21 protein-coding genes and 1 pseudogene are annotated in these 21,042 nt (G+C 70.9%); 11 read left to right on the top strand and 11 right to left on the bottom strand.

Going from position 1 to position 21,042, the window contains the following annotated elements; translation table 11 throughout:
• The 3 genes from KUM38_RS23750 to KUM38_RS23740 form a co-directional block, all read right to left on the bottom strand.
• Nucleotides 1-703, bottom strand: a 703-nt coding sequence (locus KUM38_RS23750; RefSeq protein ID WP_217131456.1) for an aminotransferase class I/II-fold pyridoxal phosphate-dependent enzyme, incomplete at its 3' end; no start/stop codon positions are given.
• Between the two features lie 101 nt (nt 704-804).
• Nucleotides 805-1,707 (bottom strand): SAM-dependent methyltransferase, encoded by a 903-nt coding sequence (locus KUM38_RS23745; RefSeq protein WP_217131455.1) that lies wholly within the window; start codon nt 1,705-1,707, stop codon nt 805-807.
• Nucleotides 1,708-1,835: 128 nt separating this feature from the next.
• Nucleotides 1,836-3,305: a helix-turn-helix transcriptional regulator gene (locus KUM38_RS23740; RefSeq protein WP_254397654.1), complete on the bottom strand. Its 1,470-nt coding sequence runs from the start codon at nt 3,303-3,305 to the stop codon at nt 1,836-1,838.
• 209 nt (nt 3,306-3,514) lie between these two features.
• Here KUM38_RS23740 and KUM38_RS23735 point away from each other — a divergent pair, with 209 nt between their 5' ends.
• Nucleotides 3,515-4,240: a DUF4232 domain-containing protein gene (locus KUM38_RS23735; RefSeq protein WP_217131454.1), complete on the top strand. Its 726-nt coding sequence runs from the start codon at nt 3,515-3,517 to the stop codon at nt 4,238-4,240.
• Nucleotides 4,241-4,289: 49 nt separating this feature from the next.
• On the opposite strand, the gene KUM38_RS23730 is transcribed toward KUM38_RS23735, so the two are convergent.
• Nucleotides 4,290-5,759, bottom strand: coding sequence for a hypothetical protein (locus KUM38_RS23730; protein WP_217131453.1), 1,470 nt, complete (start codon nt 5,757-5,759; stop codon nt 4,290-4,292).
• Between the two features lie 128 nt (nt 5,760-5,887).
• On the opposite strand from KUM38_RS23730, the gene KUM38_RS23725 reads away from it, so the two are divergent.
• Complete coding sequence (locus KUM38_RS23725; RefSeq protein ID WP_374227071.1) at nt 5,888-6,235, top strand: hypothetical protein; 348 nt, start codon at nt 5,888-5,890, stop codon at nt 6,233-6,235.
• A gap of 164 nt (nt 6,236-6,399) precedes the next feature.
• On the opposite strand, the gene hemB is transcribed toward KUM38_RS23725, so the two are convergent.
• Entirely contained in the window at nt 6,400-7,392 is a 993-nt protein-coding gene (gene hemB / locus KUM38_RS23720; RefSeq protein WP_217131451.1) for a porphobilinogen synthase, read from the bottom strand.
• Between the two features lie 121 nt (nt 7,393-7,513).
• Entirely contained in the window at nt 7,514-7,828 is a 315-nt protein-coding gene (locus tag KUM38_RS23715) for a hypothetical protein (protein ID WP_217131450.1), read from the bottom strand.
• A gap of 522 nt (nt 7,829-8,350) precedes the next feature.
• On the opposite strand from KUM38_RS23715, the gene KUM38_RS23710 reads away from it, so the two are divergent.
• From KUM38_RS23710 to KUM38_RS43655, 3 genes are all read left to right on the top strand, one after another.
• Entirely contained in the window at nt 8,351-11,728 is a 3,378-nt protein-coding gene (locus tag KUM38_RS23710) for an RHS repeat-associated core domain-containing protein (protein WP_217131449.1), read from the top strand.
• Nucleotides 11,729-11,812: 84 nt separating this feature from the next.
• Nucleotides 11,813-11,998, top strand: a complete 186-nt coding sequence (locus KUM38_RS23705) for a hypothetical protein (protein ID WP_217131448.1) — start codon at nt 11,813-11,815, stop codon at nt 11,996-11,998.
• 139 nt (nt 11,999-12,137) lie between these two features.
• Nucleotides 12,138-12,602, top strand: a complete 465-nt coding sequence (locus tag KUM38_RS43655; RefSeq protein ID WP_366812697.1) for an RHS repeat-associated core domain-containing protein — start codon at nt 12,138-12,140, stop codon at nt 12,600-12,602.
• Nucleotides 12,603-12,862: 260 nt separating this feature from the next.
• On the opposite strand, the gene KUM38_RS42980 is transcribed toward KUM38_RS43655, so the two are convergent.
• On the bottom strand, nt 12,863-12,985 hold the full coding sequence (locus KUM38_RS42980; RefSeq protein WP_302181263.1) for a hypothetical protein: 123 nt from the start codon (nt 12,983-12,985) through the stop codon (nt 12,863-12,865).
• On the opposite strand from KUM38_RS42980, the gene KUM38_RS23695 reads away from it, so the two are divergent.
• Nucleotides 12,984-13,943 carry a D-2-hydroxyacid dehydrogenase family protein gene (locus tag KUM38_RS23695; protein ID WP_217131446.1) on the top strand — a complete coding sequence of 320 codons (960 nt, stop codon included), beginning with the start codon at nt 12,984-12,986 and terminating at the stop codon, nt 13,941-13,943. The two genes, KUM38_RS42980 and KUM38_RS23695, sit on opposite strands and share 2 nt — an antisense overlap.
• A 69-nt stretch (nt 13,944-14,012) precedes the next feature.
• Nucleotides 14,013-15,233, top strand: a complete 1,221-nt coding sequence (locus KUM38_RS23690) for an MFS transporter (RefSeq protein WP_217131445.1) — start codon at nt 14,013-14,015, stop codon at nt 15,231-15,233.
• Between the two features lie 316 nt (nt 15,234-15,549).
• Here the strand turns inward: KUM38_RS23690 and KUM38_RS23685 are convergent, their stop codons facing one another.
• On the bottom strand, nt 15,550-15,981 hold the full coding sequence (locus KUM38_RS23685) for a hypothetical protein (RefSeq protein WP_217131444.1): 432 nt from the start codon (nt 15,979-15,981) through the stop codon (nt 15,550-15,552).
• 58 nt (nt 15,982-16,039) lie between these two features.
• Nucleotides 16,040-17,617, bottom strand: coding sequence for a penicillin-binding transpeptidase domain-containing protein (locus tag KUM38_RS23680; protein ID WP_308409028.1), 1,578 nt, complete (start codon nt 17,615-17,617; stop codon nt 16,040-16,042).
• 403 nt (nt 17,618-18,020) lie between these two features.
• Between KUM38_RS23680 and KUM38_RS23675 the strand changes: the two genes are divergently transcribed.
• Complete coding sequence (locus KUM38_RS23675; protein ID WP_217131443.1) at nt 18,021-18,659, top strand: DUF4232 domain-containing protein; 639 nt, start codon at nt 18,021-18,023, stop codon at nt 18,657-18,659.
• Between the two features lie 21 nt (nt 18,660-18,680).
• On the opposite strand, the gene KUM38_RS23670 is transcribed toward KUM38_RS23675, so the two are convergent.
• Entirely contained in the window at nt 18,681-19,001 is a 321-nt protein-coding gene (locus KUM38_RS23670; protein WP_308409027.1) for a hypothetical protein, read from the bottom strand.
• A 38-nt stretch (nt 19,002-19,039) separates the two neighbouring features.
• On the opposite strand from KUM38_RS23670, the pseudogene KUM38_RS23665 reads away from it, so the two are divergent.
• Nucleotides 19,040-19,327, top strand: a pseudogene (locus tag KUM38_RS23665) (SMI1/KNR4 family protein); the annotation flags it as partial.
• 21 nt (nt 19,328-19,348) lie between these two features.
• Here KUM38_RS23665 and KUM38_RS23660 read toward each other — a convergent pair.
• Nucleotides 19,349-19,771: an ATP-binding protein gene (locus KUM38_RS23660; RefSeq protein ID WP_217131442.1), complete on the bottom strand. Its 423-nt coding sequence runs from the start codon at nt 19,769-19,771 to the stop codon at nt 19,349-19,351.
• A 162-nt stretch (nt 19,772-19,933) separates the two neighbouring features.
• Between KUM38_RS23660 and KUM38_RS23655 the strand changes: the two genes are divergently transcribed.
• Nucleotides 19,934-20,767, top strand: a complete 834-nt coding sequence (locus KUM38_RS23655; RefSeq protein WP_217131441.1) for a helix-turn-helix transcriptional regulator — start codon at nt 19,934-19,936, stop codon at nt 20,765-20,767.
• Nucleotides 20,764-20,970 (top strand): DUF397 domain-containing protein, encoded by a 207-nt coding sequence (locus tag KUM38_RS23650; RefSeq protein WP_217131440.1) that lies wholly within the window; start codon nt 20,764-20,766, stop codon nt 20,968-20,970. The genes KUM38_RS23655 and KUM38_RS23650 overlap by 4 nt, the downstream gene beginning before the upstream one ends.
• The last annotated feature ends 72 nt before the right edge of the window (nt 20,971-21,042 follow it).

Genomic DNA, 21,042 nt, shown 5'->3' with positions numbered 1-21,042 from the left:
CCCCGGCGCCGGGGTGGGCGGCGATCCACGGCACGCGTTCGCCCTCGTAGCGCAGTTCGCCGTACGGGTCGTCCTCGACGATCCACAGTCCGCGCCGGGCGGCGACCTCGGCGACGGCGGCGCGGCGGGCGGCGGGCAGGGTGCGGCCGGTCGGGTTCTGGAAGGTGGGCACGGTGTAGAGGAGTTTGGGGCGTTCGCGCGCCACCGTCGCGTCCAGCGCGTCCGGGTCGAGGCCGTGCTCGTCGCCGGGGACGGCCACCACGCGCGCCCCGGCCAGGGAGAAGGCCTGAAGTGCCGCCAGGTAGCAGGGGTTCTCGACCAGGACCGTGTCGCCGGGTTCGAGCAGCGCGGTGGCGAGGAGGGAGAGCGCCTGCTGGGATCCGGTGGTGACGAGCAGGTCGTCGGGGGTGGTGGGCAGGGAGCGGGCGGCCGTGCGGGCGGCGAGCGCCGCCCGGAGCGCGGGCTCGCCCTCCGTCGTGGAGTACTGCAGGGCCCGCGCGGGGGTCTCGGCGAGCACCGCCTGGTACGCCGCCGCGATGCCGTCGGTGTCGAACAGCTCGGGCGCCGGGAGCCCGCCCGCGAAGTTGATCACCTCGGGGCGGGCGGTGACGGCCAGGATGTCCCGTACGGGCGAGCCGCCGACCGTGCGGGCCCGTGCGGCGAGCTGGGGCGTGGGAGCGAGGACGGGCTCGGTGACGGTCATGGCACGGCTCCTTCGGCTGCGGTGACGACGCGTGCCCGCAGCCTAGAAAACCACGTGCCCTCTACACGCGGCTTTCCGCGATCCGGACGGCCCGGCCGGCCTCAGGCCTTCCTGCCGACCGCCCCGTACACGTTGATGTCCGCGTCCGTCACGTCGTTGATGTCCGCGTAACGGACCCGCTCGATGGGGTCGAGACCCTCCAGGTAGGAGGCCTCCGGCCGCTCGGGGACGGGCGCGGCGTGGTCGGGACGCCAGTGGTGCACGGGGACCACGCCCGGGTCCACGACGTCCAGGGCGTTCTCGGTGAGGAACCGCTCCACCTCCGCCCGCGTGCGCAGCACGAACGTGAACCCCCGTTCGGTGTAGGTCCGTTGCACCGCCCTTATGTTCTCGGCGTTGAGGTCCTCGGTGAGGTGGCTGAGCACCACGCGGCTGCCGGAGGGCAGGGCGCCGACGAGTTCGCGCACGATCGGGTACGCCTCCTCGTCCTCGACGAAGTGCAGGACGGCGACCAGGCACAGCGCGATCGGCCGGTCGAAGTCCAGTGTCTTCGCCGCCCGTTCGAGAATGGCGGCCGGGTCCTTCAGGTCCGCGTCGATGTAGTCCGTACGTCCCTCGGGCCCACTGGTGAGCAGGGCGCGCGCGTGCGCCAGCACCACCGGGTCGTTGTCGACGTACACGACGCGCGACTCGGGGGCGACGCGCTGGGCGATCTGGTGCACGTTCTCCGCGGTGGGCAGGCCGGTGCCGATGTCGAGGAACTGGCGGATGCCGTCGTCCGTCACCAGCGCGTTCACCGCGCGCCGCAGGAAGTCCCGGTTGTGCCGCACGTCGAGGTACCCGCGCGGATTCGCCGTCAGTCCCGCGGCCGCCGCCGACAGGTCCGCGGGGTAGTGGTCCTTGCCCCCAAGGAACACGTCGTAGACCCGGGCCGGATGCGCCTTGCTGCTGTCGATCCGCCGTTGGAACTCGGCGGGATCCTGACTGAGCGCGTCACCGGACACGGGCTTCTCCCTCACGGTTCGTGCTGGACGGAACAGTGCGCACGCGCTCCTGCCGGGAGCGGTGCCGAACGCGATCACCTTACGTCGGGCGGCGGTTGGACCGCCGCCCGAGTGCGTCGTCCACCGGATCAGGTGCCCTCGAAGTACTCCCAGCTGTTGCCGCCCAGCATGTACCCGTAGTACTCGGTCTTCGAGGCGCTGGTGCGGAACGGCTTGCCGTGGTCGTCGACGCGGATCGTGCCCCGCCGCGATCCGCTGGACCAGTCGAGCTCCAGGTACCAGCGGACGTCGCGCCCGGCGGTGTGCGCGTTGACGTAGAAGACCTCGGGGTCGGACTTGCTCACGCTGTAGGGGAAGTTCCGCTGCCCGTTGATCGGGGTGACCAGGGCGCTGCCCAGATCGAGGGACACGTCGAACGACTTGATGCCCACCTCGCCACCGCAGCCGACGCCCACCGCGTACTTGTTCCAGGTGAGCGGCGCCCCACTGCCCGCCACGCGCAGGTGCAACCCTTGCAGGACGACGGTCTCCTCGCTCGTGCCCTGCACGGTGAGCGCGACCATCTGCCGGTCGGCGGAGACGGCACCGAGCGGGGTGGCCCAGCCGACCGTGTCCCGCTGGGCGGACGGCGGCGGCGGCATGTTCTGCGGGCTCCGGTCGACGAGGAAACTTTGCTCGCAGGGGGAGTCCCAGTAGTACGGCGTGGTCTGGACCGCGACCGGAACGCCCTCCTCTCCCCCGGTGTCCCGGCCGGTGGAACCGCCGGCGTTCCCGCCCCGGGAGGCCGAGGGGCTCGCCGTCGGCTCGTCCTTCTCGGACGCGGAGGCGGACGGCGTGGCCGACGCGCTTCCGCTCGGGGAGGCCGACCGCGCGGTCCGCGACGGCGAGGGGGACTCCGAGGGGGAGACGGTGGCTCCGGCGACGTCGGAGGAGCCGCCCCGTCCGGCCTCCCCGTCCGGGAGCAGCGTCGCTCCGAGCGCCACGGCGGTGACGAGGGCGACGGCCGTACCGGCGTACAGCGCGGTCCGCCGCGAGAACCTGCGGCCACCCACCGGTGTGCCACCACGGGCCGCGTCACCGACCACGGTGACGGCCTCCTCCTCGTCACCCGGGGACGCACCGGCGGGGGGCTCGCTCCCGGCGCGGCCGGACTCGGCTCCTCCCGCAGCTGGCTCGGCACCCCCCTCGGCGGGCTCGGCTCCCTCCGCAGCGGACTCGGCATCCCCCTCGGCGGGCTCGGTTCCTCCCGCAGCGGTTTTGACCTCCCTCTCGGAGGACTCGGCCTTCTCCTCCGAGGACTTGGCCTTCTCCTCCGAAGACTTGGCCTCTCCCTTCGCGCCGCTGTCCTCCTTCACGCCCCGCATGGCGTCCGCGCGGATCCAGCGGCGGTGGAGCTCCAGCAGTTCCTCGGGGGTCGCCCGGCACAACCGGGCCATCCGTTCCACCGGGGCGAACTCCACCGGTACGACCTCACCGCTGACGTAGCGGTGGAGTGTCGACGCACTCATGTGCAACCGCTTGCCCAGCGTCCCGTAACTGAGGCCGGAACGCTCCTTCAGCTCCTTCAGCAGCCCCGCGAAATCGTCCCCGGCCACCATTTCTCCCACTCCCGCATCCCCGTACCGCGTCCCAGCGGGACACCGTTTCCCCAGCTCAGAGTCGTTTTTCTCATTCCATTGTCCCGCATGCCCCGACGTCGCTGGCGACCGGGACGGAACGTGCCACACGCTGTGGTCATCCAAGCAGCCGTTCCTGAAGTCCAGTTGAGCGGCCCGCACACTCCAGCCACATCCGAAGGGGCTTCACCATGTCCGTACGCACCGTCCGCACCCGCCTGTTCGCCGCGTCCACCGTCGCCCTCGCGGCACTGGCACTGACGGCCTGCGAGGGCGGATCGGACACGGGCGCCGACAGCCCGTCCTCCTCCACCACGGCCACCGCCGAGGCGAAGCCGTCCACCGCAGGCTCCGCCGGCACGTCCGGAAACAACGGCTCGAACGGCACGGACGCCCAGGGCGACAAGGGCGGTTCGTCCGGCTCCTCGGGCACCGGAAAGGACACCGGCACGGCAGGCGGGTCCGGAAACGGGTCCGGGAGCAGCTCCGGCTCCGACACGCAGGACAAGGGCATCCCCGGCAAGTGCTCCGCGTCCTCCGTGAAGATCACCGCCACCGAGGTGGACCGCCCGGTCAACCACCTGCTGCTGACGGCCACCAACACCGGCTCGAAGACGTGCTACCTGCCCGCCTACCCGCAGGCGAGGTTCGGCGAGGCCCAGTCCGTGCCGCCGGTCTTCGAGGAGACCAAGCCGCAGGCGGTGACGACCCTGGAGCCCGACAAGTCCGGTTACGCGGGCGTGCTGCTGTCGGCCGCCGACGGCAGCGCCGGGAACGGGCACACGGTGAACACCCTCACCGTTCCGTTCGACGACGGCTCGATCGCCACCGTGAGCCTGCCCTCCGGCGGCGTCCACGTCGACGACGCCCTGAAGGTCACCTACTGGCAGTCCACCATGGACACCGCCCTGTACTAGAGCGCGGCACCCCGCCCACGGCCCGGAGCGGCCGGCGCGGGGTGCGGCCTCACTCGTGCGACACGGCCGCGTCGAGCAGCCGTATCTGGTCCTCGGCGGTGAGGGTCCGGCCCCGTGCGAACGCCGCCGTGAAACCGGGCCCGCCCAGGGCCTCACGGGCACGCTCCGCCGCACGGTCCACGTCGGCGCGTTCGGCCGGGGGCAGGGGCGCGCCGACGGCGTCCCGGACGGCGGCCGCGGTACCGAGCAGGGACGCTGCCTCCTCGGGCCGACCGGCCGCCGCCCGCGCACCGGCCAGCCCCTCCAGGGCGAGCGCCACCGCCCGCGGGTCCCCGCTGCGACGCGCCGCGGCGAACCCGTCCCGGTGCAGTTCCCCCGCACGCCGCGCGTCACCGCGCTGCTCGGCGACATAACCGAGCTGCGCGAGGACCAGCGCGGCGCCCGCGTCCACACCGAAGCGCCGGTTCCAGTCGAGCCAGGGCCGCAACAGCGCCTCGGCGGCGTCGAGATCGCCCCGGCGGCGGGCGCCGAGGGCCAGCCCGTTCTCGGCGAACTGCTCCGCGGTCCGGTGCGACTGCTCCACGGCGAGCCGCCTGGCCCGCTCGTGCAGCTCCGTGGCCCGTACGTCGTCGCCGGTCAGCAGCGCGATACGGCCGAGCCTGGCCAGCCGGAACGAGACGTGCGACCACAACTGGAGTTCCTCGGCGCTGCGTACGCCGTCCTGGTGGAGCCGGGCCGCGGCCGGGTAGTCGCCGGTGACCTCGGCGACGACGCCCAGTTGCTCCGACGCCTGCAGCTGACCCCACCGGTCGCCGACTTCGGCGAAGAGCGCGGCGCTCGCCCCGGCGTGACGCCGGACCGCCGCGAGGTCACCCTCGTAGAGCGCCTGGGTGGCGAGCGTGCTGAGCGCGGCGGCCTCGCCCCAGCGGTCGCCGGCCTTCCGGAACTCGGCGGTCAGCCCGTCGAAGGAACCGTCGCCCCCCGCCGGGTCGCCGAAGCCGCAGCGCGCGTGGGCGAGCAGCCACCTGCCCCAGGTGTCGGCGCCCTCGAAGGACCCGTCCGCGGCCGGGTCGTCCCCGGTGTAGAGGGCGAACGCGGCCCGTCTGGCGCGGGCGGAGGCGAGGGCGGCGGCGAGGGCGGAATCGGTGCGGACCGCCGCGGGGCCCACCGCGGGGTCCACCGCGGAGCCCGCCGTAGGGCCCGGCACGGGGGTGTCCTCCAGGTCCGCGCCCTCCATCGCGTGCCGCAGCGACCTGACCGCCTCACCGAAACGTCCGCGCAGATACCAGTACCAGGTGAGCGCGTTGACCAGCCGCAGTCCGAGCCCGCCGTCCCCGGCCGTCACGGCGCGGTCGAGGGCCGCGCGCAGGTTCAGCGTCTCGGCGTCCAGGCGGTGCAGCCAGTGGCGTTGGTCGCGCCCGTGCAGCAGGGGCGCGGCCCGCTCGGCGAAATCGACGTGATGGAGGACGTGCCGGCGCAGGGTGTCCTTTGCCTCGCCGGCCTCGTCGAGCCGTTCCATTCCGTAAGCGGCCACCGACTCGAGCAGCCGGTAACGGGGGCCCTCCAGACCGCCGGTGCCGCCAGGGCCGTCTCGCCGAACAGCTCGACCGGGCCGCCCCCGACGGCATCGACGTCTACCTGGACTCGGTGGCCGGCGACCACCTCGAGGCGGCCATCGGCGCGATGCGCGCGGACGGCAGGATCGCGATGGTCGGCGCGATCAGCACGTACAACGCCACGGAACCGGTTCCCGGCCCCCGCAACCTCTTCGACGCGGCCGCCAAGGAGGTCACGCTCCGCGGGATGGTGGTCAGCAGCCACCTGGACCTGTTCCCCGAGTGGATCGCCAATGCAGCGCCCTGGCTCGCCGACGGCACCCTGCGCACCGAGACGACCGTCGTCGAGAGCATCGAGCGGGCACCCGACGCGCTCCTGGGCGTGCTGCGCGGCGCCAACACGGGCAAGATGCTGGTCAGGCTCGGTGAGCCCCGATGACCACCGCACTCTCCGGAACCGGGATCTCCGCCTTCCGCGGCATCGAGAACGCGTCGGCGGACGAGGCGCTGGAGGCCCTCCTGGCCTCGTGAGGGGTCCGGTCCCGCGGTAGGGCTTCGGGCCGTCCCGGCCGGGACGGCCCGAAGCCCTACGGCCCTAGGGGATCAGCGCAGGGCGCGGGCCGCCTCGACGGCCCAGTAGGTGAGGATGTTCCGCGCACCGGCCCGCTTGATGCCGGTCAGCGTCTCCAGGATCGCCCGCTCCCGGTCGATCCAGCCCTTCTCGGCGGCGGCCTCGATCATCGAGTACTCACCGGAGATCTGGTACGCCGCCACCGGCACGTCCACCGAGTCGGCGACCCGCGCCAGGATGTCCAGATACGGACCCGCCGGCTTCACCATCACCATGTCGGCGCCCTCCTCCAGGTCGAGCGCCAGCTCGCGCATCGACTCGCGGAGGTTCGCCGGGTCCTGCTGGTACGTCTTGCGGTCGCCCTGGAGCGAGGAGGCGACGGCCTCCCGGAACGGCCCGTAGAAGGCGGAGGCGTACTTGGCGGTGTAGGCGAGGATCGCGACGTCCTCCCGCCCGATCTGGTCGAGCGCGTCGCGGACGACCCCGATCTGCCCGTCCATCATCCCGCTCGGCCCGACGACGTGGGCGCCCGCGTCGGCCTGCACCTGGGCCATCTCGGCGTACCGCTCGAGCGTGGCGTCGTTGTCGACGCGCCCCTGCTCGTCGAGGACCCCGCAGTGCCCGTGATCGGTGGTCTCGTCGAGGCACAGGTCGGACATGACGAGCAGGTCGTCCCCGACCTCGGCCCGCACGTCCCGGAGGGCCACCTGGAGGATCCCGTCCGGGTCGGTGCCCGGCGTCCCCACGGCGTCCTTCTTCGACTCCTCCGGCACGCCGAACAGCATGATCCCGGAGACCCCGGCCGCCACGGCCTCCGCCGCCGCCTTCTTCAGGCTGTCCCGCGTGTGCTGCACCACGCCCGGCATCGCCGCGATCGGCACCGGTTCGCTCACGCCCTCGCGCACGAAGGCCGGAAGGATGAAGTCGGCGGGGTGCAGCCGGGTCTCGGCGACCATGCGCCGCATGGCGGAGGTGGTACGCAGACGCCGCGGCCGCGTGCCGGGGAAGGATCCGTACGTCGTCATACCGCCTACGCTACGCCCGCCCCACCCGTGCCTTTGCCGACGCACAGTCGGCCCGGACCTCCGGGACCGGGCCCGGCGTCTCCCCGGGCCCACGGCCGCGTCACGCGCAGCCGTCTCCCCCTCAGGCCGCCGCGTCCCACTCGCCTGGTAGGTCCTCCTCGTCCGGCGGCCGGTGTGCGGCCTTCTCACGGGCGCGCAGGACGGCCCAGGCGAGGAAAAACACGCAGGCGAGGTACCAGGGCAGCGGCCAGAGGACGGGCCACCAGCCGACGGACGGTGCGAGGAGGAGGTCGGTGGCGGCCGTGGCCATGCCTGCGGCGAGGTTCCAGCACAGCAGGCGTCCGGCGCACCGGACAGGACCGGTGAACCGGTTCGTGGCGGTGCGGCGTCTCGGACGGAAACGGCAGGAGGGCAGGGCTCTGCCCGGTTCACTCATCGCTGGGAATCCTTCACGAAGCGGGGGCGGATGCGACTGGGCCGACCGGACGCGACCAGTGTGCAGGTTGTGGAATCGCTCCCACAGGAACCTCACGGGGCGCGCGCACCCTCTGAGACAAGTTGCCACCAGGCGTTTCCCTCATCCGCACCCGAGGAGCCGGGCAAGCGCCGTCCATACGGACGGCCGCCGCGCCATGAACCTGGCCGGAAAAGCACCCCCCGAGAGCGGAAGGCACCCGAATTGGCCCTGTCTTGAAGCTTTTCGGTCGATGCCGTCGCGAGAAAGGGGTGAGGAATGGATAACCTCGCACCCTGAGCAGCCCAATTCGCCCGAGTAAAAGGTCATTTGCACGCAATAAGCGGTGGGACTCATTCCGGCCCGTATGCATATGACGTTCGAGGGCACGGCACGCCGGTTCGTGTGCGTCCTGTGACAACTTGTGGGTCGCCGGTGACCGTGAGGGAGCACCGGTTCTGACTGCCTGTCTGTCGTACTCCTGACTCCCTGTGGGGGAAGCTGATGCACTCGCGTGCCGCGCGCACGCCGTTGTGGCGTGCCCGGAGAACACACAGAACCGCTCTCGTCGCGGCGATCACCACGGCGGCCGTGGTGATCGCCGCGGCACCCGGCCTGGCGGCGACACCGAAGCCCGTGCTGCCGGAGCCGGAGAGTCCGTGGACGAAGCCGACGAAGGTCGAGGCCCCCGCGACGCCGACGGGCTCGACGCGGCCTCCGGCGTCCAGGGCGGAGGCCGAACCGTCCGCGGAGGTCGCCGCGTGGCGCGCGGCGCAGCAGGCCCTCGCGACCCGTGCGGCCGGAAAGGGCACCACCGCCCGAGCATCCGCCGCCGCCGAGACGACGTACGTCCCCGAGGGCCAGGGCGAGGTGCCCTGGCACCGCATCCTCGACACCCGCCTGAACGACGCCCTCGTGGCGCGGGTGAACGTCTCCGACGGCAACCTGATGCTGGCGGCCACGGACTTCGACATCGCCGGCGTGGGCCAGAAACTCCAGCTCACCCGCACCTACAACTCCCTCGAAGCGCCGTGGGGGAAGGTGTCGCAGCGCTGGTGGCAGGCCTACGAGCGCTACCTCCAGGTCGGCGACGGCGAGGTGGACGTCTTCGACGCCACCGGCAACCTGCTGCGCTTCACCGCCGACGCGGACGGCACCTACACCACCCCGACGGGCTACTCGAAGGACCTGAGGAAGAACGCGGACGGCACCTACACCCTGACCGACCGCAAGTCCGGCACCAAGGACACCTACGACGAGCACGGCACGCTCACGAAGGTGACGGACAAGAACGACGGCACGATCACCGTCGACCAGCACGACGAGGGCGCCGAGCACAAGGGCTTCAAGCTGACCGAGACCCGCTCGGGCCGGTGGATCGACCTGCTCAAGACGGACGCGAGCCAGTGGCAGGCCAAGGACCACACCGGCCGCACCGCCGTCCTCGACCTCGATGCGGCCGGCAACCTCGTCAAGGTCACCGACACCGCCGGCAAGGCCACCGCCTACGAGTACGACTCCTCCCGCCGGGTGACCAAGGTGACCACCCCTGAGGGCACCGTCACCCTGTTCACCTACGACTCCCACAACCGGATCACGTCGATGCAGCGGGCGACGGAGTCCTCGTCCGGCGGCCACACAGGCCCGACATGGACCTACGACCACACGGCTGCCACCCCGTCGGACGCGGGCACCACCACGGTCACCGACCCCGACGGCGACGCCACCGAGTACGTCCACAACGCGGACGGCGAGGTCACCAAGGTCACCGACCCGCTCGGCCATTCCCGCCACGCCACCTACAAGAACCACCTCACCCAGACCGCCGTCGACGCGATGGGCACCGGCACGGACGGCACGGGCGGCAACACGACCACCTACGGCTGGGACGGCCGCAACAACGCCGTCTCCCAGAAGCTGCCGATGGGCGCGACCGCGTCGGTGACCCAGTACCAGACGATCGCCGGCACCGACCTGCCCAACGACTTCACCACCGCCGACGGCCGCAGGGACAGCTTCACGTACGACACCAACGGCAACACCCTGTCGGTCACCACGTCGGGCACCGCCGGTGCGACGCGCGAGTACACCTACAACGAGGCCGACCCGAAGTGCGGCGGTTTCGAGGGCCAGCGCTGCACGGCGAAGGACGGCAACGGCAAGGTCACCTCCTTCACCTACGACGACCAGGGCAACCTGATCAGGGTGAAGCCGCCGGCGCCGCTGGGCGAGACGACGTACACCTACGACGCGCTGGGCCGGGTGGAGACCGTCGAGGACGGCCGCGGCATCACCACCGTCTACGGCTACGACTCCCGCGACCGCGTCCGCGAGGTCTCCTCGACGAACTTCACGATCACTTACTCCTACGACGGTGACGGCAACGTGAAGTCCCGCACGGACGCCTCCGGCACCACCAAGTGGGACTACGACAAGCTCAACCGCGAGAGCGTCCGCACCCTGCAGAACGGCGCACAGACGGCGCTGGCGTACACACCGGGCGGTGATGTCGACCACTACACCGACCCGACCGGAAAGACGGACTACACCTGGGACGAGGCCGGCCGCCTGGATTACCTGACCGCCCCGGACGGCAAGAAGACCGACTTCGACTACGACGACAACGACAAGCGCACCAAGACCGTCTACCCCGGCGGCACCACCCAGGCCGTCACCATCGACGACAACGGCCGACCGCAGGCGATCAAAACCACCTCCGGCACGACGACGCTGATCGACCTCGCCTACAGCTACGAGAACACCGCGGGCAAGGACACCACCAAGATCCGCACCCGCACCGACAACCTCACCGATTACACGACCACCTACACCTACGACTCCCAGGACCGCCTCTCCTACGCCCTGGAGGCCGACGCGGCGGGCACGCGCAAGGCGTCGTGGCTGTACTGCTTCGACAGGGCCGGCAACCTCACCAGCCACGACGGCGGCAAGAGCACCTGCCCAGGCTCCACGACGTACACGTACAACGACGCCTCCGAGCTGACCGGGAAGAACGGCTCCACCACCGGCTGGTCCTACGACAAGCTCGGCAACGAGACCTCCGGCGCCGGCAGCGTGGCCCGTACGAACGAGACCTGGACGGACTACAGCCAACTGTCCGGCATCACCGCAGGCGGCAAGACCTACGACCTCGTCCACTCCGGCACCACCAACGCCGAGCGCACCAAGCTGGGTTCGACCTGGTTCCACCACACCGCACTCGGCCTGGCCTCCACGACCACCAACGGCGTCGACACCGGATTCATCCGCGAACCCGCGGGCACCCTGAACTCCATGACGACTGGGGGGAAGTCCTACTACTACCTCACCGACGCCACCGGCAACGTCCTCGGCCTCGTCGACGACACGGGCAAGCGCACCCACACCTACGCCTACGGCCCCACCGGCCTGCCCCGCACCACACCCACCGAGGCCGTCCCCCAGCCCTACCGCTACGCCGGCACCTACCTCGACCCGACCGGCCTGTACAAGATGGGCCACCGCTACTACGACCCGTCTCTCGGCCGCTTCACCCAACCCGACCCCTCCGGCCAGGAAACCAACCCCTACCTCTACGCCGCAGGCGATCCCATCAACAACAGTGACCCGTCCGGGCTGCTTTCCTTCCCGAACCTTTCCGGGGGCCTGGAGTTCGGCAAGCTGGCATACGAGACCATCACCGGAAACGAAGATGCCGCCTTCGCCACCAAGGTGGGCATTCTGACCGCAGCCGGGACTGAGGCGCTGTGCCTGGCAGCGGCTGCCGTCGGCGCGGCTCCGACCCTTGGAACGTCTGTCGGCGCGGGGATCAGCGGCTGCCACGTCTTGGCGGCGGGCTTGGGAGGAGCGGCGGCGGCGGGTACCGCGGCCGCTCGCTCGTAATCATAAAGAAGAAGACCGAAAAGCACGTACGGGAGACCGGGGGCGTCCGGATGGACGCCCCCGACTCTCACAGGAGGAAGGTCGATGAGCAGCAAGGCACAGTTCTTCATTGGTGTATCCGTGGCTGTTCTGGCGGCCACCGGGTTGCTTGCGCTGGCAGTGCAGGAATCGGAGGGCGGCCCAGGTTGGCAGATACCTGCGGCGATCGGCCTGGTTCTGCTCGTTTCCGTCATGTTCCTTTTGATGAAGAACCGGAAGGGGCGACGGTGAATCACCTGGCAGTTCTCACCGGTTTTGCACCCAGTGGCTATGAATGGCTCGTCGGCACCGTCTTCCTGGGGTGCATTGCGCTGGTGCTCTACGTTGCGATGAAGAACAGACGTTGATGAAGAACAGACGTTAAGGACGACTGGGGAAGTCCTACTGCTTCACCGACGACAGCGGCAACCGGACGCATACCTGCGCGTACGCCGACCCGACCGGCCTGCACAGGATGGGCCACCGCTGCTACGACCCCACCCTCGGCCGCTTCACCCAACCCGACCCTCCGGCCAGGAAACCAACCCCCTACCCCTATGCCGCGGGCGGCCCCGTAAACGGCTGTGGGACCGGGAAGTGCCTCCCGGTCCCACAGCTCTCGTGCGAAAGCGAAGGGAACGGCACCGAAGTGCGACGAAAGGAGGAATCGATGAACGACGCGGTAAGAGGAGTGCGGACCTTTTCCGCGGTTTTAATGACAGGAGGTATATACGCGTGCGTTGCGGGAACGGTCACTGATGATGCTGTGCCGATCGTGCTCGGATTGATCGCCGCGGTGAGCGGAGCTGTTCTGGCGGTCCTCGCATTCCTGGCCCATCGGAAGACTCGTTCTTGATGCCGACGCCTCGCCGTCCTCGGTGGAGGCCCGCACGGGCCCTTCCGCCGCAGATCGGTTCCGATTCCAGGGAAACTCCGGACGGGGCCCTCGGGATCTTGGGTATCGGAATGCTCCCGTACGCCATGACACGTGGCGACCGGACAAGGAGATGAAGGGCTCGCAGCGGGTGGCACTGTGACGGAACGGCAAGCGGATCACCGTGCCGTCTCCCGCCACAGGCGCCTGGGACCTTCCTTCCCGGCCGGGACGTGCCGACGTCACCCCACCGCCCCCGTGGTGATCCAGGTCCCCGACTGCGGCCACAGCACCGTGGTGGACAATCCGGAGGCGTCCGCCCGTGCCGTGGCGGAGGCGCCGGTCTCTCGGGAAAGGACTGTCATGCGGCTTCGCTGTGCCGTGCTCGACGACTTCCAGGACATCGCCACCACGATCGCCGACTGGAGCCCGGTGGGTGACCGGGTGGAGGTCACCTCCTTCACCGAGCACTTCGCCTCGGAGGACGAACTGGCGGCGGCCCTCGCCGACTTCGACATCGCGGTGACCCTGCGCGAACGCGTCCCGTTCCGCGCCTCCCTCCTCGACCGGCTCCCCCGGCTGAAGCTGATCGTCGCGTCCGGCATGCGCAACTCGGTGATCGACTACGCGGCCGCCGAACGCAACGGCGTCACGGTCTGCGGCACCCGGAGCTCCCCCACCCCGCCGGTGGAGCTGACCTGGGCGCTCCTCCTCGGACTCGCCCGCGGCATCGTCACGGAGCACAACGCCCTGCGTGCGGGCGGCCCTTGGCAGTCGACGGTCGGCGCGGACCTGCACGGCCGCCGCCTCGGCCTGCTCGGCCTGGGCAAGATCGGCAGCCGGGTGGCGCGGGTGGGCCTCGCCTTCGGCATGGAGGTCACGGCGTGGAGCCCGCACCTCACCGAGGAGCGCACGGACGAGGTGGGCGTCGAACTGGCCTCCTCGAAGGAGGAGTTGCTCCGCACCAGCGACTTCGTCTCGCTCCACCTGGTCCTGGGCGACACCACCCGGGGCATCCTGGGCGCCCCCGAACTGGCCCTGATGAAGCCGACCGCCCACCTGGTCAACACCTCCCGCTCGGCACTCGTCGACCAGGACGCGCTGCTCACCGCGCTGCACGAGGGCCGTATCGCGGGCGCGGCGGTCGACGTCTTCGACACGGAACCGCTTCCCTCCGACCACCCGATGCGCACCGCGCCCCGCCTCCTGGCCACCCCGCACCTCGGCTACGTCTCCCAGCTCAACTACCGCACGTACTACGGCCAGGCGGTCGAGGACATCGAGGCCTACCTCTCCGGCACCCCGGTCCGCCGTCTCGGCTGAGGTCACGGGGCGCTAGAATGTGCACGTCGGCCTTCGGCGCCCCGGCGGGAGCGTCCGGAGGCTTTTTTCATGCCCTCCGACACCTCCGACACCTCTAAACCCACCACCACCTACCGCGCGTTGCTCCGCAACCGCGAGTTCGCCGGCCTGTACGCGAGCTTCACGCTCACGGTCGCCGCGAGCACCCTGTCGGGCTTCGCCCTCGGCACCCTGGTCGACCACCAGACAGGCTCCCCGTTCCTGACGGCCGTGAGCATGTACGGCGCCACCTTCGCGACCGTGCTCGGCGCGATGACGCTGATGTCGGTCGCGGACGGGAACCACCCCCGCCGCACCCTCGTCGCGCTCCAGTGCGTCTCCCTGCTGGGCGTGGCCGCACAGGCGGTCCCGGGGCTGCCCCTGGCCGCCCGCTTCGCCCTCCTCCTGCTGCTGGGCTTCTTCCAGTCCCTGGGGACCGGCATCCGGATGGGGCTGCTCTCCGAAGTGGTGCCGATCTCCGCGTACGTGCCGGCGCGCTCGCTGATGAACATCACCTCGGGCGGCACGGCCGTCCTCGGCTACGCGCTCGGCGCCGCACTCCTGCGGTACCTGACCCCGCGGGAAGTCTTCGTCGCCGCGACGGTCCTGACCGGCGCCGCACTGGTCGTGGTGGCGACGACCGTCCGGGAACGCTCGATCCGCCCGCCCCGCCGCCCCGGCCTGCGCGAGACGTGGGTGACGAACACCGCGCTCTTCTCCCGCCCCGGCTCTCGCGCCCTGCTGCTGAACCTGTGGGTCCCGGGCGGTCTGATCGTCGGCTGCGAGGCGCTGTTCATCTCCTACGCCCCCGACCACGCCGGCGTCCTCCTGGCCGCCGGATCCGCGGGCATGCTCCTCGGCGACCTGACCGTCGGCCGGCTCCTCACCGCCGCCCGCCGGGACCGCTGCGCGTTCCCCCTGCGCCTGCTGCTCGCCGCGCCCTACCTGCTGTTCGCCCTCCACCCGCCCCTGCCGGTGGCGACCGTCGCCGTGCTCCTGGCCGGTGCCGGTTTCGCCGCCACCCTCCCCCTCCAGGAACACCTCCTGGCACTGACCCCCGACCCGGTCCGCGGCCAGGTCCAGGGCGTCGAGTCGGCCGGCCGCATGACCTGGCAGGGCATCGGCGCCGCGCTCGCCGGCGCCCTCGCCCAGTACCTCACCCCCGCCACGACGATCACCGCTCTCGCCGCGCTCTCCGTCGCCGTCACGGTCCTCTCCCGCCCCTTCGTGACCCGCACCCGCGCCGTCCACGTCGAGAAGGCCGACACCTGAGCCGTGCCGCGACTCATGGGAGGGATGGTGCCGGCCCCGCCCCAGGGCCGGTGGCCGACCGGCTGATCGCCGGACCACCGGATCTATGCACTCGTCTCCATGTGACGCTCAGGGAGCGCTCGTACCGTGTTTCCCGTTGTCGTCGGCGCCACCGGTTCCTCGCCCACGGAGTCGTCACCGCCGACCCTGCACGCGACCGCGCACAGCAGCAGTAACACCAGTACGACGGCCCTCGTGCCCCTCTGTACTGTTCCGCGGGTGGCCACGACGGCCATGGATCTCTCCTCTATGTGCTGGATGTGTGGACTCGGCCGCGTCACCGGACGCGGACGATCTGGATCCGTGCCGGGTCGGGACCGGACGTGCGCAGCGTGATGTCGAACAGGTATCCCGATCCCTGGGGACGCAGAGTGATCGTTTCGCCGGGCGCCAGCATCCGGTCGGCGCCCTGTTCCCGTACTCCCTGGCGCGGCCCGCTGATGACGCTCGCGAAGAGACCGGAGCGTCCGCTGTTGCGCACGGCCACCGCCGTGGTCCGCGTACAACGGGTCTCCCCCTCGTCCGTGCGGCAGACGTGCCGCAGGTCGCCGAACCCCTCGGTGCCACAGGACAGTTCCATGCCGGGGTCGAGGCCGGAGCGGCATACGCGCCCCACAGCGACCCGGTCCACGCCGTCCTCGGCGTGGACCGGTTCCCGGGGCGCCCCGTCCGTGTTCCACCCCAGGGCCAGCAGGACGACGGCGGACATGAGCAGGCCCCTCGTCCAGCCGGCCGTTCCCCCTCCCGAACGGGCTGCGACCGGCACGTCAATCCCCCGCCGCCAGGATGTCCCGCACGATGGGGCCCGCCGCGTCTCCCCCGTGCCCGCCGGCCTCCACCGTGGCCGCGGCGGCCGTGTCGTCGCGGAACCCGGTGAACCAGCTGTCGGACGTCTCGGCACCGTCGACCTCGGCCGAGCCCGTCTTGGCCCCGATGTCTCCGGGCAGCCCGCGCATCGCCTCGGCGGCCGTGCCCTCGGTCGCGGTGCGCCGCATCATGGCGCGCAGTTGCTCCGTGACGTCGTCCGGAAGGGAACGCTTCGCCTCGGCGATGCTCCGGCCGTCCAGGTCGAGTGCCACGAGGATCGGTTGACGGAACGTGCCCGTGGAGGCCGTGGCCGCGACTGACGCCATGTTCAGCGCGTTCACCTGCACCTTGCCCTGCCCGATCATCGAGGCGGCCCTTTCGGGCCCGTCCGCCTCCGGGACACGGCCGTCGAACGTGGCCACACCGCTGTGCCATTCCAGACCGAGCCCGAACACCTCCTTCGCCTCCTCGGCCAGACCGCTGCTCCCCACACGGTCCGCGAAGCCCACGAAAGTGGTGTTGCAGGAGCGGATGAAGGCGTCGGAGAAGGTGCCGCCGTCGATCTCGAACTTGTCCAGATTCTGGAACGTGGCACCCCCGTAGCCCTTCACCTTCGGACACGGAGCCGGTCCGGACGCGCTGACGAGGTCCTTCTCCAGGAGGGCCGCCGCGGTGACGATCTTCATCGTCGAGCCGGGTGCGCGATTGCCGAGGAAGGCGGCGTTGAATCCGTCCTCACGGTTGTTCGCCACCGCGAGTATCTCCCCGCTGCTGGGCTCGACCGCCACGGCGGACGACCGCGGGTACTTCTTCACGGCGCGTTCGGCGGCGCGCTGCCGCTCGGCGGACAGGGTGGTGCGCAGCTCGGCCCTCTTCCCCTCCGACACGACGTGGAGCGGCGGGCCCGTCCGGCCGTCCCGCCCGGTGACGCGCACCTCGACGCCGGGTTCGCCGCCCAGGATGTCGCCGTACCGTTTCGCCAGGTCCGGGAGGACGCTCGCCAGGGACGGGAACTCGTCGACGGTCAGTTCCCTGCCGTCCCGGTCGGTGGCTGCGACGGACAGCGCGTCGTCCTCCACCAGGGTCAGCCTGTCACCGCTCGCCAGCCGGGGGTGCACGACACCGGGTGACCAGTCGACGCGGGGCTCACCCGACTCCTCGTCCCGTACGACCTTCAGCTCGGAGTCGTAGGTCCACACGGACCGGGCGCCACCGCCCTCCAGCCGGACGGAGACGGAGAAGGCCACGGTGGTCGACCTCCGCTCCGCGGCCTTCAGCGTCACCTCCTGCCCCAGCTCCTTGCGGAAACCGTCCAGTGCCGTGAGAGCGGACTGGCCGTCGTCGGTCAGGTCCGCCGCCTCACCGATGTCGCCCTCCGCCCAGGCGGCGAGGAAGCCCTCCGACGCCGAGCGGACCTCGTCCTCCGACAGGGGCCCTGTCTTCTTGAGGAACCCGGCGGCATCGGCTGCCATGTAACCGCCCACGCCCAGCAGCACGACCACCGCTGCCGCGCCGGCGATCCTCGATGCCCTGTTCACCCTGACCTCCAAGCGCGGACCCGCGCTTCGTTCACTCGTGCCACGCACCCATGTGCGCCCACACCCACAACGGCACGCCACGGTGTTCGGTTCAGGGGCTGTGACCCACACCTCGGACGAGAGGGCCGGGAAGGGCATGTCACCGGCCGCGGTCAAGTCCTGCCGGGTCACGGATCTGTCCCGGCGGACGGCGGCCGCGAACGGGCGCGGAACGGTGCGGGAACCGCCGTCCCGACCGGGGTGCGTCCGGTGGTGGTGTGTGCCACGCCCGTCTCCGCCCGTAACAGCGGTGTACTAGCGGACGGTTGGGCGAAACGGCGGACGGGACGGACGGCTCTTGGCACTCAGAGACGCTCGCCCGGACCGACGGGCCGGCACACCGACCGATACCGAGGAAGACATCATGCGCATCAACAAGATCACCATCGCAGCCCTGGCCGTCGTCGCGGGTCTCTCGCTCACCGCCTGCCAGAACGACGACGCCGCCGCGGGCCAGAGCGACTCGTCCACCTCATCCTCCGCGAACGGCGGTTCGGGCTCGGGCAGCTCGGCCCAGAACACCGCGAAGGACTCCGCCGCGAAGGACTCCGCCGGGGAGAACTCGGGCGAGGGGCAGAGCGCGACCGGCAAGTGCCGCACCGACGAGCTGGAGGTCACGGCGACGGACAGCACCATCGAAGGCGACCCGGAAGGCAGCGTCGCGGTGGAGTTCACGAACGGTGGCGGCCGGGACTGCACGATCTCGGGTTACGCGGGCGTCGACCTGAAGACCAACGCGGGATCGCTGTCCGCGGAGCGCACCGGCGAGCAGGCCCCCTCGGTCACCCTCAAGGACGGCGAGTCGGTGGCCTTCGGCATCACCTACCCGGTCAACGACTCGGGCGGCTCCGGCATCCGCATCACGGGACTGGTGGTGACCCCGCCGGACGAGACGAAGTCGGTCACCCTCGACTGGCCGGGCGCCGCCTCACTGCCCGTCACGGACGGCTCCGGCTCCTCGGTGCAGGTCGGCCCGATCGGCAGCGCCGGCCAGGGCGGCTGACCCGCACCACCGGCACCGGGCTCAGGCCGCGCTCGCCACACCGCTCGTTGTCGCCGGTCCGTACCGGCAGTCGCGGCAGCGGCCGGGCTCCGGGGCGCGGAAGACCCGCTCGCAGCCGTCGCAGTCCTGGAAGGGGGGCGGGCGGTGGGCGCCGGCCGTGACCGGTGGAGACGCCGGGGCCGCGGGAAGCGGCGGGGGCAGCAGTTCGCGCAGGCGGTAGGCGATCACGCCCGCCGGGTGCTTCATGGGGACGGGCAGGTCGGCGGTCAGGGTGCGGTGGACGGCGGCGGGGGCGGCACCTCGTTCGAGCCAGTCGACGACACTCGGGGCGAGTCTGTTCACGTCCCGCAGGGACAGGGTGAGCCGCTCGTCGGTACGGGCGGCCGGGCAGGCCCCTCGCCGAGCAGCCCGTGGTCTTCATGGGCTCGGAGGGCGAGAACGGGGTCGTGGCGGGCAACCTGTCGGACTTCCTGTGGGTGCTGGCCGACGGCATCGGCCCGCTGGAGACGGTGCTGTACGACGAGCACGAGGCCCGCCCGAACGCGACCCTCACCGAACTCGCCGAACGACACGCCACCACCCCGCGCCGACCGGCCCGGGACATCATCGCCGAGGCCCGTGCCGAGTTCCCGACCTTCGCCGAGGACATCGACGCACTCTGCCGCTGAGCCGCACCGCCGGCACCGGGATCACCGACGGAGCTCCAGCTCGGCCCACACGGTCTTGCACGGCGTCGGCCCCGACACCACACCCCAGCGGTCGGCCAGTTCCTCGACCAGCAGCAGCCCGTAGCCCGACTCGGCGGGCTCCGGTGGGGCGTCACGGGGCACGGGCGCGCTCTCCCCTCTGGGGTCGGTCACCTCGACGCGCAGCACCCCGTGCGCGGTGACGGTGAGGACGAGCCGGAAGCTCCGGCCGGGGACCCGGCCGTGCACGACGGCGTTCGCGGCGAGTTCGGCGACGATCAGCCGGGCCGGATCCAACGGCAGCCCCCACGCCTCCAGTTGCTCGGTGGCGATCAGCCGGGCGAGACGGGCACCCCGGCGGGTGGCGGAGAGCGGCACGGTGAACTGGTGCAGCGGGGTGCGCGGTGCGGTGATTTCCTGATTCACATCACCCAGCGTGTTCACACGTGCGTACTGTGTGAAGACGGACGGCCCGTGCGACCTGCGGCTGTCCGTGAGATGTCCGGGTTCCGTCCGGGCTGCCCGGGGTGACCGGGCGCGGGCGGCCGGAGTTGTTCCGGGGAAGGGCGCGACGGGAGGGCGGCGAGCATGAGTGAGTGGGAAGCGGGGCTGGACGACGAAGAGGCCGGGGCCGTGATGCGTACGGTCACACGGCAGTTGAAGCTGTGGCGGGAGGCGGCCGGCCTCACTCAGGCGGAGTTCGGGGCGGCGATCAAGTACGGGGAGGAGACGGTCTCCTGTGTGGAGCGGGGACGACGGATTCCCCGGCCGGAGTACTTGGACGCGGCGGACGAAGTGCTGGGCGCGGGCGGGAAGATCGCCGCGATGAAGAAGGACGTGGCGGAGGTCCGGTACCCGAAGAAGGTACGGGACTTGAAGAACCTGGAGGCGGAGGCTGTTGAGCTGTGCGCCTACAACAACTCCGTCGTCCACGGGCTATTGCAGACCAGCAGTTACGCACGAGCAGTCTTCAGCGCTCGCCGACCGACCTTTACGGCAGAGGAGCTCGAACAGCGGTTGTCAGCCCGCGTGGCGCGTCAGGAGATCGTCAGCGACACGACGGCTCGTCCCCTCTTCAATTTTGTCCAGTGTGAGTCGACGCTCCGTCGGCCCATCGGGGGCAGGATGGTCATGCGTGAACAGCTCGAACGGCTGTTGAAGGTCGCCAACTTTCCCAACGTCGACCTTCAGGTGCTTCCCCTGAGCCACGAGGAGAACTCAGGTCTCGCTGGGTCGTTCAGGCTGCTCAGGCTCAAGGACGGCACCACGGTCGGACACGTAGAGGTGCAGCACATCAGCCGAGTGATCGCTGATCCGAAGGAAGTGCAGCTCCTCGACATTCGTTATGGGACCATCCGGGCTCAGGCTCTCAGCCCACGAGAGTCGATGGCCCTCATCGAGAAAGTGCTTGGAGAGACATGACCCTCAAGCCCTACGCCGGAGCCAATCCCAACTCCGTGTGGATAAAGAGCAGCTACAGCACGGACGAGGGCCCCGACTGCGTCGAGGTGGCCACCGCCCTCGACCACATCCTCGTCCGCGACTCCAAGAACCCAAACGGCCCCCGCCTCGACCTCACCCCCACCACCTGGACGGCCTTCCTGCCGTACGCCTCTGGGCACTGACGAAGTGAACGCACGTGGCCCGCACCCGAACTTCAAGGGTGCGGGCCATATCTGCGTGTCAGTCGACAACCG

Origin of the sequence: Streptomyces sp. AC558_RSS880, assembly GCF_019049255.1 — a bacterium.
In the GTDB taxonomy this organism is placed as follows: Bacteria; Actinomycetota; Actinomycetes; order Streptomycetales; family Streptomycetaceae; genus Streptomyces.
This window is presented reverse-complemented; position numbering and strand designations above follow the sequence as displayed.

Bases quoted from the DNA above. Each gene is read 5' to 3' on its own strand.
- KUM38_RS23740 (WP_254397654.1), bottom strand. From the start codon at position 3,305: ATGGTGGCCGGGGACGATTTCGCGGGGCTGCTGAAGGAGCTGAAGGAG.
- KUM38_RS23735 (WP_217131454.1), top strand. From the start codon at position 3,515: ATGTCCGTACGCACCGTCCGCACCCGCCTGTTCGCCGCGTCCACCGTC.
- KUM38_RS23730 (WP_217131453.1), bottom strand. From the start codon at position 5,759: ATGGAACGGCTCGACGAGGCCGGCGAGGCAAAGGACACCCTGCGCCGG.
- hemB (WP_217131451.1), bottom strand. From the start codon at position 7,392: ATGACGACGTACGGATCCTTCCCCGGCACGCGGCCGCGGCGTCTGCGT.
- KUM38_RS23715 (WP_217131450.1), bottom strand. From the start codon at position 7,828: ATGAGTGAACCGGGCAGAGCCCTGCCCTCCTGCCGTTTCCGTCCGAGA.
- KUM38_RS23710 (WP_217131449.1), top strand. From the start codon at position 8,351: ATGCACTCGCGTGCCGCGCGCACGCCGTTGTGGCGTGCCCGGAGAACA.
- KUM38_RS23705 (WP_217131448.1), top strand. From the start codon at position 11,813: ATGAGCAGCAAGGCACAGTTCTTCATTGGTGTATCCGTGGCTGTTCTG.
- KUM38_RS23695 (WP_217131446.1), top strand. From the start codon at position 12,984: ATGCGGCTTCGCTGTGCCGTGCTCGACGACTTCCAGGACATCGCCACC.
- KUM38_RS42980 (WP_302181263.1), bottom strand. From the start codon at position 12,985: ATGACAGTCCTTTCCCGAGAGACCGGCGCCTCCGCCACGGCACGGGCG.
- KUM38_RS23690 (WP_217131445.1), top strand. From the start codon at position 14,013: ATGCCCTCCGACACCTCCGACACCTCTAAACCCACCACCACCTACCGC.
- KUM38_RS23685 (WP_217131444.1), bottom strand. From the start codon at position 15,981: ATGTCCGCCGTCGTCCTGCTGGCCCTGGGGTGGAACACGGACGGGGCG.
- KUM38_RS23675 (WP_217131443.1), top strand. From the start codon at position 18,021: ATGCGCATCAACAAGATCACCATCGCAGCCCTGGCCGTCGTCGCGGGT.
- KUM38_RS23655 (WP_217131441.1), top strand. From the start codon at position 19,934: ATGAGTGAGTGGGAAGCGGGGCTGGACGACGAAGAGGCCGGGGCCGTG.
- KUM38_RS23650 (WP_217131440.1), top strand. From the start codon at position 20,764: ATGACCCTCAAGCCCTACGCCGGAGCCAATCCCAACTCCGTGTGGATA.